Source organism: Saccharopolyspora galaxeae, assembly GCF_016526145.1.
GTDB classification, from domain to species: Bacteria; Actinomycetota; Actinomycetes; order Mycobacteriales; family Pseudonocardiaceae; genus Saccharopolyspora_C; species Saccharopolyspora_C galaxeae.
Genome location: NZ_JADDUE010000025.1, coordinates 1 through 11,901 on the forward strand (window position 1 = coordinate 1; position 11,901 = coordinate 11,901).

The window sequence follows — 11,901 nt, forward strand, 5'->3', positions numbered from 1 at the left end:
CCGCTCCCGCGCGGAGGCTGTCCGCGTCCGGGCGGCGTGCCCCGCTCGCCGCCGCGCCCGCCGGAGCCGCGCCCCGGCGCGCGCTCACCGCGATCCGGTTTGCCTTCGCCGCGGGCACCGCCGGGCGCCGGTCGCGGCCTGCCGCCCTGCTCGGGAGCGGGACGGCCGCGCGCGGCAGCACCGGAGTCCGGCCGCGGCCGGTTGCCCTGCCCTTCGGCGGGGCGGCGCTGCGGACGGCCGCGCTCGTCCCGCTTCGCGCCTTCCTTGCTGCGAGCTTCCTGCTTCGCGGAGTCCTTCCGCGGCTGCCGGTCGCGGACCGGCTTCTTCTGCGCGGTCGCCTCCGGATCACCGCTTTCGGCGTCCCGCGCGCGTTGCAGCAGGAACATCCGCACCAGCCCGATCGCCACGCACACACCGGTGGTGGTCGCCATCATCGGGAAGCTGTTGATCAGCGGGTTGACCAGTTCCAGCGCGAGGCCCGAGATGCCCTTGCTGCCCGATCCGGCGCCGAACGCCATCGCCAGCACCGGCACCACCAGCGTGACCAGCGGCGGCTGCACCATCGGCCCGAACACGCTCGCGCGCCGCACCAGCAGGACCGCCAGCACGCAGCCGATCACCAACCCCGAGTTGGTCAGCGTCGCGGTCTTGGCGTTGATCAGCAGGTCGGCTGCCGTGCCCAGCACCGCCAGGCCGAGTGCGAGCAACAGCGCGCCCCATAGCGGGACGCCTCTGCGGTTGCCGAACGCGGACCGTTCGGACCATCGGGGGGCGCCGTCGTCGGGGGAGGGGGCGCTCTGGCGCTCGCGTGTGGCGGTCACAGGTGCCAACCGTAACTGCCCGGAGCGACCGCGGAACGGCCTCTCCGCTAGTCGGCCGCATGGCTGCGGGTTTTACCCCGAGGTGACCGGATCGTGATCATGGCGCGGCCGAACGGCGGCCGGGCCTCGGCCGAGCGGGCTGTGGACCTTGACACGGCGGGCCGGAAAACCTAACTTCGAGCAATCGTTTTCTCGTGGCCGGTTGCCTCGGGTGCCGTGGTCGGGCGAGGTGATTTCATGAGCACAGCGCCACTCGTGGAGCTCATCGCGATCACCGCTGCGTCGGCGCGCGACCACCCGGTTGATCAGCTGCCCGCCGCTGAGCGGCAGCCGTTCGCCGGCATCGGCGGCCTGCCGACCGAATCCGGCGGCATCCGCGTCCGGCGATCCGGCAGGTTCCAGGCCACCGACCCGTATCCGACCGATGGCGCGGAAGCGGCCGAGGTCGCCGAGAAGCCGCCGGTCGATTGCACACCCCATCGCAACGAACGGAATTGATCACGAAGGAGAACGCGGAGCGGGCCTGCTCCCGGCCGAATCGGTGCTGAGTGCGCACCGTGTTTACCGCGCGAGCCACGCGTCGCGTTGACGTGCGACTTTCCGTGGAATGTTTCTCGGCCGAGACCCGAATGAAAGCAAATCCACCTGGATGGTGGTAGTTTCCAGCCGCTACGCTCGGCACCATCTCATTGAGTGAATTTCAACCCCCGGATTCCAGGGGGTCCGCGATGTGCCTTGGAACGAACGGAACACCTTCCTACCCTGCCGGATGAACCGGGGCGCGATCTTCGCGCCCCTTGTTCCGGGGGAGATACGTATCCCAACCGCGCGTCGAACGACAGGACACCGTTGTCCAATGCGGGCAGCGATGTGGGGAGGGCGAGTTTTGATGAGTTCTCGCAGCAGATCCAGGCCCGGCACTACCGAGCGCGGGCTGCCCGTGCGGCTCAGCGCCTACCTCGGCGCCGCCTCGCTGGCCGCCGCCGCGATGGTGGCCGACACCGGCCCTGCGCACGCCCAGCAAGCACCGGCGGCGAACAAGGGCAGCGTCGGATGGGACACCTACCGCGATCCGAGCGGGCTCACGCAGTTGCGCGGTAGCGAGCAGAGCGGGCAGTTCTCCAGCTTCGCCCGCGACGGCAGCAACGACGACGGTTTCGAGGGGACCTACTCGTGCCTGCGCAATTCCGAACGCGGCTGCGTGATCGCGGAGCGGGCCGGTGCGGGCGAGATCTCGTCGATGTGGTTCACCCGCGAGCCGTGGGGTGACGTGACCGGCACCGGCAACATCACCATCGAGCTGGACGGGCGGACGGTGCTGGACGCGCCGCTGATCGACGTGGTCAGCGGCCGGGTCGGCGCCCCGTTCGTCTGGCCGCTGGTGGGCAACGCCGAGGACTCCGCGGGCGGCGCGGTGATCAAGGTGCCGATGCCGTACCGCGAGTCGATGCGGGTCACGGTGCAGAACAATCCGGCTTTCTACCACGTCGATTACCGCACTTTCGCCGATGCGGAGGGCGTGCAGACCTTCGACCCGGCCGATCCGGCGCAGGACGTGATCGACCGGCTGCGCCGGTTCGGCATCGCCGACCCGAAGGGGCCCGCGGAAGGTGCGCAGCCGACGCGCCGGGACTTCTCCGTCGCGCCCGGCACGGCCGCTCCGGTCGCGCAGCTGGAAGGTCCGGGGCAGGTCAACGAGTTCCGGCTGCGGATTCCGCAGGTGGTGCCGAGCCCGCGGGTCGTCGACGACGGCCGTGCGTTCGGCGCCGGCGGCGGCAGCAGGTTCGACGCGGCGGTGCATCCGGACAACGAGGGTGTGCGCATCGTCCGCCGCTTCGACCCGCAGGTCGCCGACCAGGTGGCGGGTCTGAGCGTGAACGGCGCTCCGGCCGGCGAGTGGCGCAGCGGCGCTGCCGAACCCGGCGGGTGGGGCGTGCAGGCCATCGACGTTCCACCGGAGATCACCGCAGGTCAGTCCACTGTGGAGGTCGCGAACCGTTTCGTCTCGTCCTCGAAGGACGTCAACGAGTTCCGCTACGACGTGCAGAGCAAGGTCAATGGCGAGTGGGTCCGCACCGACGTGCTCGACGTCGGCCCGGCGCATCCCGGCGAGGAGGCCGCGCACGGCTACCGCATCGACAACTCGGTGTTCGCGCGGGAGAAGCTGGTCGGCCGCTACGCCTTCCCGCCGGAGCAGGTCACCGCTTCGGAGCACCTGCTGGAGACCGCGCGGGTGCGCATCACCTTCGACGGCCAGACCACTGTGGACGCACCGATCGGCGAGTTCTTCGGCTCCGGTCTCGGCGAGTTCGACGTGCGCAGCATGATGAGCTCGATCGACCCGGGCGACGGCGGCTGGTACACGGCCTGGTGGCCGATGCCGTTCAACCGCAGCGCCACCGTCGAGATCGTCAACGGCGGCGGCGTGCCGATCGACGGGATGACCGCCGAGGTGACGACCGCACCGGCGGAGGCGACCGAGAACACCGGCTACTTCCACGCCACGCACAAGCGCGGCAACACCACGCCCGGCCAGGACTGGAACTTCGTCCAGGCGCAGGGTTCCGGAACGTTCTACGGCGTCACGCACTCGATGCGCGGCCTGATCCCGCCGCAGACCAACCGGCACCCGCAGCAGCCGATGTCGATGTCGCAGGCGGACGAGGCCGCCAACCAGCGCAACTACTTGGAGGGCGACGAGCGGTTCTACGTGAACGGCTCGCCGAGCCCGGCTTGGCACGGCACCGGCAGCGAGGACTACTACGAGTCGGGCTGGTACTTCCGGGACGGCACGACGTTCTCGATGCCGCTGGCGGGCAATCCGTCGCACGAGGTCAACGGTGACGGCTGCCAGTACGACTGCACCGGCGCGTACCGCCAGCAGGTGCCGGACGCGGTGCCGTTCAACGACGGCCTGGTAGCCGGGATAGAGCACGGTCCGGACAACGACGAGCCGGGCGACTACAGCTCCACTGCCTACTGGTACGGCGGAAAACCGGCTTCGCAGCAGCAGGTCGACGAGATCGACCTGGCCGATCCGCGCAGCCGCGAGCAGCACGGCTACACCGCGGAAGGTGAGACGACGGCCCCGCTGACCTCGACCTTCGAGGGCGACGCGGACGACCAGCAGCACAACGGGCAGGTCGCGTCCGCGACGGGCCCGATCCGGTTCCAGGTCGGGCTGAACCCGGACAACTCCGGGGGGCGGCTGACCAGGCTCGCCGACCAGGCGCAGGCGTACCAGCAGGTCGAGGTCCGGGTGGACGGTCAGCCCGCCGGGACCTGGATGCAGCCGTTGGGCAACGGCACGAGTCGCTGGTTGCAGGATTCGTTCGACCTGCCGCCCGCGCTGACCCAGGGCAAGGATTCGGTGCAGGTCGAGCTGGTGCCGGTCGGCGGCGCTCCGGCGTGGACGGCGGCGCGGTACACCGTGTTCGGGCACTGAGCCCGCTTTTCCGGTCGTGCCCGGTGGTTCCGACCGCCGGGCACGACTTTTTCATGCGTGCCAGGAGTTTTCGGAGTGCCGAGGGCTTTCGGGATGGCAGTGCGCGCACGGCGGCAGCGGCCACTGCTCCGGGACGGGTGGCACGCAGACGGCTCCGCACTCGGCCAGTCCTAATCGGACACCGTTGCCCGCCGGGACTCGCCGCGCGTTCGCCGCTGTGACGTGGTGCAGCCGATCGCCGGTGAACACCCCGCGCCAGCTCCGCGCCTGATCCATTGCTGCGTCCATGCAACCCCCGAGGACCAGAGGGGACGCCGAGCCGGTGACCTTGTCGGGGAGGAGGAATTCGGCCACCGGCCCGGCGACGGCGATGGGAGGGGATCGCCGTAGTGAAGATTAAGGGGGTTTTATGCGCCCCGTACAGTACCCGGAAGAGTGATCATGTTCGTCGGTGCTCGCGGATAAGGTTCCTGGCGACCGAAGGGAGTCGCCGATGCCCAGTACGCAGACCCGCCGCAAGCGCAGGCTCGGCCAGTTCTTGCTGGCACTGCGGGAAACTGCGGACCTCACGCATGATCAAGTCGCGGAGCTGCTGCGCAAATCGCAGACCAGCATCTCGAAGATCGAGAACGGCTACTTCCTCTGCAACTTCTCCGAACTCGGCGCGCTGTTGGCGTTCTACGGAGCTTCCGACGAGCAACGTCGAGAAGCGCAAGCGATGTGGGACGACGCGCGGGCTGATGGCACCCGGATTCAGGTATCCACTGCGCACCCGACCAAGTACCGCGCTTTCGTACGGGCTGAAGCGGAGGCGGTGAGCGTGCGTTCGCTGGCGCCCCTGGCGGTTCCCGGACTGTTGCAGACCGTCGACTACGCCACCGCGATCCATGCAGCGGCGCGGCACTTCGGCACTGACACGGACTCGCGGCGCGCTGTCCGATCACGACGGGCCAGGCAGAGGCGCTTGTACGCGCCTGACCCGGTGCAACTGCACGCGCTCATCGACGAGGGTGTGCTTCGCAGGCAGGTCGGCGGGCAGTCCGTGATGCGCGAACAGCTGCGGCACCTGCGCACGAGGTCCGAACAGGACAACGTCACCATCCAAGTGGTCCCGCTGGAAGCGGGTGCTTACGGCACCTCATCCGGACCGGTCACCATCCTCGGTTTCCGCGACGAGGACGACCCGGACGCCGTCTACCTGGAGTACCCGGGAGGCGGTACGTGGGTGGAGAATGCAAATGACGTTCATGCGTTCACGCTGACTTTCGAGGATGTCGCCGCGGCAGCGCTCACTCCGAACGAGTCGGCGGACTGGTTGCGCGCGATGGAGGATTGATGGATCAGCACCCCACCTGGCGGAAGAGCACCTACAGCGGAAACCTCAACGAGTGCGTCGAGCTCGCTGTCGGTGTTGATGGCCCTGCTGTCCGTGACTCGAAGCTGGGGGAGTCGGGGCCGGTTCTGCGGTTGGACGCGGCCGCGTTCGCCTCGTTCCTGGACGCCGTGAAGGCCGGTCGGCACGATCGCTGATCCTCGCCGCGTGCTGTCGCGGGCCCGTGACTCGAATCGTTGCTCTATCCGAGTGAGCACGAAGGTCGGAGCACGGCTGAAATGTGACGTGGATCATGGCAACGAGTGAGTAAGTGCGCGCACGCGCGCGGCTCGACTCGGGCATTATGCTCTGCCGACGTGGACATGCCAGGGGAGGAAGCATGACCGGTTTCCGGATCGACCCGGAGGCGTTAGAGGGCGCCATCAAGGAGCTGGAAGCGGCGCGCGACAGCGCGAGCCAGCTGATGGATGAAGCCAAGTACCTGCAGCCGGGTGAGCTTACCGCTAAGGATTCAGTCACCGCCAGCGCGCGGGATGCTTTTGCCAATCGGGCTCACGGTGATGCTGCGTCGATGCGTTCTTCGGCTCAAGCTATACGAGATAAAGTCAATGAAAAGATCGAAGCGTATCGTCAATCTCTGGACGAATATCGTCGCGCTGAGGATAATGCGACCGTAGACGCTTCGCGCATCGATAGGCAAAGGTGAATCTTGTTTTCCATCGGGCAGAGCGGCGTGCGCCTTAGCGGTTTTTTGGTGGGGATTAGCTTCGTTGGAGCTGCGTTGGCTGGATGTGCAGTAGGCGCCCAGGATCCCAACGGCTCCGGGCAGGCTGCTCCAGCTCCGTCGGATTCATCCATTCCTTATCCGAAATCGCCGTCTACAATGGATGTATGTGATCTGTTGCCCGCACAGGCAGCTGAATCTATGGGGCTTGTGCCGCAAGGTGAAAAGAAGTCGAACCGGCTTGATCCTAGCGTTCCGCCTCACTGTAGCTGGAAATCTCCCGATGGTGGAACCACGTTCAGCTTTGATGCGTTCAGTGGTAGGAAAATCGAACAGTATTACGGCAATCCGGACAATGCTCGTACGTTCGAGAAGGTGCAATTGGTCGGACATCCCGCTGTTCTATCGGCCGATGCTCCGAAACAGGATGGCACCTGCTCGTATTTCTGGGCCGCGAACGACGACGAAGTTGTCGGGTCAGTAGCGCAGGTCCAGGTCTCAGAGCGGCAGACCAAGGACCCGTGCGAAATGGCGAAGAAGGCTTTCGAGATGTCCGCGCCCACTTGGCCGGCGGCGAAGTGATCTGAGGGGAACTAGTCATGGGCGATATAACGAGTGATCCAGGCGCGCTGATGTGCGTGCAGGGCGCTGCGCGCCAGCTCCGGGTGAACATGGCCGGAGCCGAGGACGCGACCAGCTTGCCCGCGGCCACCGCGCAAGGCGCGGCAGCTTGGCGGAACGCGGGCGGGATCTTCAAAGATCTCGGCGAGCAGATCAAGCGCGCTCTGCAGGATGCTGAAGCTGCGCACGAGGGGCGCGCCGCCGATGCTGCGCAGGCGTCGATCAACGAGATCACTCCGCATATCCAGTCCGCGGAGGGCGTGGCGGCCGGTGTGGCAGGTTCCCTCGAGCGTCAGGCGAACCTGCAAAGCGAGGCTTTCCACGCGATTCCCGGCAAGGGCGAAACGCTGCCGAACGGCCGCGAAGTCCAGCTCGAACCGCCGGAAAAGGGCTGGGTGGAGAACGGCGGCTGGGACAAGACCTGGTACCTCGGCTGGGCCAGCGATTACGAAGAGCGCATGGAGGACTTCAACACCACCAACGACCGGGCCGAGGCAGTAAAGGCGCAGTATCAGAACGACACCCAGTCCAACCTCGCCGGAACCCCCGAGTTCAAGCCGATGGAGCAGCCCGCTCCGCCGCCGCAGTCCGCGCCGGGGTCCGGGATGCCGAGTGCGAACGACGCGATGGCCGGGACTTCGATGAGCAGCGGTCCGTCCATGGGCGGCGGGGAACCGGCCGGGAACTCGTCGTCGTGGGCGTCGGGGCCGTCCGGTGGTGGCGTGCTTCCGGGTGGTGCGGCGCCGGGTGCTGCTGCTCCGCCCGCCGGTAGTGGTTCGGCGTGGGCTCCGGGCGCGCTGCCGCCGGGAGTGACGCGGGGTCCGGACGGGACGCTTTATCGGCAGAACCCGCAGACCGGCGCGTGGGAGCGGCAGAACCCCTACAACGGCCGGTGGGCTCCCGCTCCGGGCGGTGGGCCCGGCGGTCAAGGTGCCGGTGGTGCTCGTGGTGGTGCCGGTGGCGGCGCGGGCGCTCGTGCGGGCGGCGGTGCCGGTGGTGGCGTCGGCGCTGGTGGACGCTCCGGTGTCGGAGGCGTCGGCGGTTCGCCCGCCGCTGGCGGCGCGGGTGCGCAGGGCGCAGCGGCCGGTGCTCGCGGTGGCGCGGGCGCGCCCGGCGGCATGGGTGGTGCTCAGCGCGGCCAGCAGGACGACGAGCAGCAGCACGACCGCCCCACCTGGCTCGTCGAGGACGAAGACGTGTTCACCAACGACATGCGCGCAGTCGCCCCGCCGGTGTTCGGTGACTGGGGGAACCAGGATTGAGCACCGGCCGGATGTCGATCGGACCGCTCGCCGCCGCCTACTTGTGCGAGCGGTTCGACAGCCACCTGCACCCGCTGCTGCGCGTCGGGCGGCTGGCCGGCGAACCCAGCGATGCGGATCGCTCCCGGGCTTCCGAACTCGGCAGACAAGACCTCGTCGAGCGCGGCTACCTGGATCGCGACGAGCTGCACCCGTTCCTGGAACAGGCGTGGAACCTGCTGGCCCGGCCGCCGTTCGCGGTCGGACTCGCGGTGCGCGCCGCGCGGGGAACATCGTTCAACGCCGTGCACGTCGAACACGGCCGCGCGACCGTGCGCGCCTACCAGGAAGACGGGGAAGACAACGACGACCTGCGGGACATCGTGCTGAGCCTGCACGAATTCGGCGGCCCGACCGGCAACGCGGTCGAGCTGATCGGCAAGCCCAGCGCGGGCAAGAGCGGCAGTGCCAGCGTGCCGACGCGCCTGCTGGACAACGTCTCGAAGCGGATGCGCGCGAACCCGTCGGCGAGCTTGCTATCCGCGCTGAACGCATCCGGCGTCCGCAGCGCGGACGCGCGCGTGCTGTCCACAGTGCTCACCGCGGAGCGGGAGCTCGACGGCGTGTTCACGGTCCGCGCGCACGACCACCGCGTGGGCCGCACGCATCGCGCGCCGAATTCGCTGTCGTTCTTCACTTCCGCCGACGGCTGCTACCTGACGCAGAAGAAGGAGTCCGGCGACGGTCAGGAATGGTTCACCGTCGCACCCGCCGACCAGCGCAAACTCTCGGCGAGCATCGACGGGCTGAGCAAGACCGTCACCGCGGCGCCGCGCTGAGGCGGCACGGTAGCGGGGGTGATCGGGCCGGTCGCCCCGGCGCCGCACGTCCGGCGGTGCAGTAGTGCTCCTGCGGCGCCTTTTCGACGTGGGCGGTCCGGGTTCTGCGAGATCAGGTCCTCATGGCTCCTGCTGCGTGCTGCCGCGCGTGACCAGACGAGCCGACAGGGTCTTGGTCGTCGCCTCGATGTGGTCGCCGCCGATGCGGCTGAGCAGCAGCTGCGCCCCGATGGCGCCCATGTCGTAAGCGGGCTGCGCGACCACCGTCAGCGGCGGATCCAGCAGCGTCGTCCACGGCGCGTCGTCGAACGCGATCACCCCGACGTCCTTGCCGGGCCGCAGCTCCAGCTCGGCGAGGGTCCGCAGCACCCCGACCGCCATCGCGTTGTTCGCCACCAGCAGCCCGTCCGGGCGCTCGTCCTGCACCAGCAGCTCGCGGGCGGCGCGCGCGGCGCCCTGCGCGCGGAACTCCGAGCGGCGCACCCACTCCGGTCCACCGGTCAGCCGCGCCGTCCGCAAGCCGTCCTCGAAACCCGACAGCCGGTCGTCCGCAGTGGGCACCCCGTACGGCCCGGTGAGGCAGCCGAGGCGCTTGTAGCCCTGCCCGGCCAGGTGCAGCGTCGCGCTCTCCGCGGCTTTGCGGGAGTCGACGAGCACCGTGTCGCCGCCCCCGTCGGGCAGTGGCCGGTCCAGCGCCACCGACGGAGTCTGATGGCTGTTGAGCAGCGACGCGCTGTCGCCGCGCCCCGTCGGGGACAGCAGCACGCCAGCGACCCGCTCCTGCAACGCCACGTTGATGTATTCGCGCTCCTTGGCCGGATCGTCGTCGGAGTTGCACAGCACCACCGAGTAGCCCGCCGCGTGCGCGATGTCCTCCACGCCGCGCGAGATCGCGGTGAAGAACGGGTTCTCCACGTCGGAGATGATCAGTGCCAGCACCGCGGTCTCTTGCTTGCGCAGGTTGCGGGCCGGGCCGTTCGGGCGGTATCCGAGTTCGTCGGCCGCCGCGCTCACCCGCGCCGCGAGCTCCGGGTCGACCGTGCTCTTGCCGTTGAGCGCGCGGGAGACCGTGGCCGTGGAGACACCGGCCCTCGCCGCCACGTCGCTGATCGTCGCCACCGGACCTCCTGCTTTCAACCTGGCCGCGCTGGTCGCGGCGTGGATTCCTTGACAGCCCTGCTGACCTCAGAATAACTTCCGAGAAAACGATTGCTCATAGCCCGGTCGGTCAACGGTGCACGAAACTCCGGGTAGTCGCGTCCGGATCGATGCCCAGCCCGCCCTGGCCGGAACATCTCGGGAGGGACCGTGGCCCGCATCGGTGTTGTCGGCATTTCCGACGGCCGTGATCACGTGCACGCGCGCAACGCGGAGTTCATCCAGACCAAGCAGGACGCACTGGTGCGTTCCCTGCAGTCCGCCGGGCACGAGGTCGTCGCCGGGCGCTCGCTGGTCGCCACCAACGTGCAGGCGAGCTCGGTGGCCCGGGAAGTGGCCGCCGCCGACGTCGACGTCACCGTCTTCTACTACACCGTCTGGGCGTTCCCGCACTTCACGATGCTGGCAGCGGACGCGACGCGGAGCCCGCTGGTGCTGGTCGCCAGCACCGACCCGACCGAGCCCGGCCTGGTGGGGATGCTGGCCGCAGGCGGCGCGCTGGACCAGATCGGGCGCAAGCACACACGCGCGTGGGGCGCGCCGGACGACGCATCGCTCGCCGAGACCATCGGGGTCCAAGCCACCGCGGCCGCCGCGGTGAAATCGCTGCACGGGTCCACGTTCGGCCGGTTCGGCGGGCGGCCGATGGGCATGAACACCGCTGTCGCCAACACCGACCAGTGGGCGCGGCAGTTCGGCATCGACGTCGAGGAGATCGACCAGTACGAACTCGTGCTGCGCGCGGACAAGGCCGACGCCAACGAAGCCCGCAAGGGCCGCGAGTGGATCGAGCAGTACGCGGCGGGGGTGCACTACGACGGCAAGAAGCTCACCCCCGAGCTGCTGGAGCGCCAGATCCGGTCCTACCAGGCGGTGCGGGACATCATCGCCGAGCGCAACCTCGACTTCTCCGGGATCAAGGCGCAGCCCGAGCTGACCGAGAACTTCGCGACGATGGACGTCACCGAAGCGTTCCTCAACGACCCGTACGACTGGAACGGGCCGAAGGACACGCACGTGTGCGCGACTGAGGCCGACATGGACGGCGCGCTGACGATGCAGCTGTTCAAGCAGGTCGCGCGGACTCCGGTGCTGTTCGCCGACGTGCGGCACTACCACGGCGACCGGGACATCTGGGACCTGTGCAACTCCGGGCAGCACGCCACCTGGTTCGCCGGGCGCAGCGACGACCCGGCGGAGAACCTCTCGAAGGTCAACTTCTACCCGGAGGTGTTCTTCTTCCCCGCCGGTGGGGCGTCCGTGCAGCACATCGCCGCGCCCGGGCAGATGACGCTGGGCAGGCTCACCCGCGAATCCGGTGAGTACCGGCTGCAGCTGATGCTCGGCGAGTTCGAGAACTACGACGCGGCGACCAACCAGCAGCTCGTCGACCAGTCCACGCCGGAATGGCCGCACGCCTTCGCGCGGCTGGACACCCCGGGCGAAGTGTTCCTGTCCAACTTCGGCGCCAACCACATCCACGCGGTGCCCGGCGACTACCGCGCCGAGATGCGGGCCGTGGCCGAGCAGCTCGGGGTGCGCCTCGACGAGTGGACCCGCGGCTAGGGCCTGTTTTTGCGCTTGTTTTGCGTAGGCGTTCGGGTAGCTGTAGTGCCTCGGGAGGTTGTGAATTTGGAACATGCGGTTGGATGATCTTGGAATAGGAAGGACCCCCAGGTTCGGTGTGGATCACCACATCACGCACCGAACGATGGAGGT

11 protein-coding genes are annotated in these 11,901 nt (G+C 68.6%); 9 read left to right on the forward strand and 2 right to left on the reverse strand.

Going from position 1 to position 11,901, the window contains the following annotated elements:
* A partial coding sequence (locus tag INP57_RS29080; RefSeq protein ID WP_200073582.1) for a DUF6542 domain-containing protein occupies positions 1 to 821 on the reverse strand: 821 nt, incomplete at its 3' end.
* 237 nt (positions 822 to 1,058) lie between these two features.
* On the opposite strand from INP57_RS29080, the gene INP57_RS29085 reads away from it, so the two are divergent.
* The 8 genes from INP57_RS29085 to INP57_RS29120 all read left to right on the forward strand — a co-directional run bounded on the left by INP57_RS29085 (position 1,059) and on the right by INP57_RS29120 (position 9,024).
* The gene (locus INP57_RS29085; RefSeq protein ID WP_200073583.1) at positions 1,059 to 1,319 is read left to right on the forward strand and encodes a hypothetical protein; all 261 of its coding nucleotides are present in this window, start codon (positions 1,059 to 1,061) and stop codon (positions 1,317 to 1,319) included.
* A gap of 391 nt (positions 1,320 to 1,710) precedes the next feature.
* Positions 1,711 to 4,266 (forward strand): DUF2961 domain-containing protein, encoded by a 2,556-nt coding sequence (locus tag INP57_RS29090; RefSeq protein ID WP_200073584.1) that lies wholly within the window; start codon positions 1,711 to 1,713, stop codon positions 4,264 to 4,266.
* A 493-nt stretch (positions 4,267 to 4,759) separates the two neighbouring features.
* Entirely contained in the window at positions 4,760 to 5,602 is an 843-nt protein-coding gene (locus INP57_RS29095; RefSeq protein WP_200073585.1) for a helix-turn-helix domain-containing protein, read from the forward strand.
* The gene (locus tag INP57_RS29100) at positions 5,602 to 5,796 is read left to right on the forward strand and encodes a DUF397 domain-containing protein (protein ID WP_200073586.1); all 195 of its coding nucleotides are present in this window, start codon (positions 5,602 to 5,604) and stop codon (positions 5,794 to 5,796) included. Before INP57_RS29095 ends, INP57_RS29100 begins: the two co-directional genes overlap by 1 nt.
* 182 nt (positions 5,797 to 5,978) lie before the next feature.
* Positions 5,979 to 6,305: a hypothetical protein gene (locus INP57_RS29105; protein ID WP_200073587.1), complete on the forward strand. Its 327-nt coding sequence runs from the start codon at positions 5,979 to 5,981 to the stop codon at positions 6,303 to 6,305.
* Positions 6,306 to 6,308: 3 nt separating this feature from the next.
* Positions 6,309 to 6,905, forward strand: a complete 597-nt coding sequence (locus tag INP57_RS29110) for a DUF3558 domain-containing protein (protein WP_200073588.1) — start codon at positions 6,309 to 6,311, stop codon at positions 6,903 to 6,905.
* A gap of 17 nt (positions 6,906 to 6,922) precedes the next feature.
* Positions 6,923 to 8,206 carry a hypothetical protein gene (locus INP57_RS29115; RefSeq protein ID WP_200073589.1) on the forward strand — a complete coding sequence of 428 codons (1,284 nt, stop codon included), beginning with the start codon at positions 6,923 to 6,925 and terminating at the stop codon, positions 8,204 to 8,206.
* A gap of 11 nt (positions 8,207 to 8,217) precedes the next feature.
* Entirely contained in the window at positions 8,218 to 9,024 is an 807-nt protein-coding gene (locus tag INP57_RS29120) for an ESX secretion-associated protein EspG (protein ID WP_233628748.1), read from the forward strand.
* A gap of 120 nt (positions 9,025 to 9,144) precedes the next feature.
* Here INP57_RS29120 and INP57_RS29125 read toward each other — a convergent pair whose 3' ends face one another.
* The gene (locus INP57_RS29125) at positions 9,145 to 10,143 is read right to left on the reverse strand and encodes a LacI family DNA-binding transcriptional regulator (protein WP_200073591.1); all 999 of its coding nucleotides are present in this window, start codon (positions 10,141 to 10,143) and stop codon (positions 9,145 to 9,147) included.
* A gap of 189 nt (positions 10,144 to 10,332) precedes the next feature.
* Here INP57_RS29125 and INP57_RS29130 point away from each other — a divergent pair, with 189 nt between their 5' ends.
* The gene (locus INP57_RS29130; RefSeq protein WP_200073592.1) at positions 10,333 to 11,748 is read left to right on the forward strand and encodes an L-fucose/L-arabinose isomerase family protein; all 1,416 of its coding nucleotides are present in this window, start codon (positions 10,333 to 10,335) and stop codon (positions 11,746 to 11,748) included.
* The last annotated feature ends 153 nt before the right edge of the window (positions 11,749 to 11,901 follow it).

Coding starts and splice junctions, on each gene's coding strand:
- INP57_RS29115 (WP_200073589.1), top strand. CDS start 6,923: ATGGGCGATATAACGAGTGATCCAGGCGCGCTGATGTGCGTGCAGGGC.
- INP57_RS29100 (WP_200073586.1), top strand. CDS start 5,602: ATGGATCAGCACCCCACCTGGCGGAAGAGCACCTACAGCGGAAACCTC.
- INP57_RS29090 (WP_200073584.1), top strand. CDS start 1,711: ATGAGTTCTCGCAGCAGATCCAGGCCCGGCACTACCGAGCGCGGGCTG.
- INP57_RS29095 (WP_200073585.1), top strand. CDS start 4,760: ATGCCCAGTACGCAGACCCGCCGCAAGCGCAGGCTCGGCCAGTTCTTG.
- INP57_RS29105 (WP_200073587.1), top strand. CDS start 5,979: ATGACCGGTTTCCGGATCGACCCGGAGGCGTTAGAGGGCGCCATCAAG.
- INP57_RS29120 (WP_233628748.1), top strand. CDS start 8,218: ATGTCGATCGGACCGCTCGCCGCCGCCTACTTGTGCGAGCGGTTCGAC.
- INP57_RS29085 (WP_200073583.1), top strand. CDS start 1,059: ATGAGCACAGCGCCACTCGTGGAGCTCATCGCGATCACCGCTGCGTCG.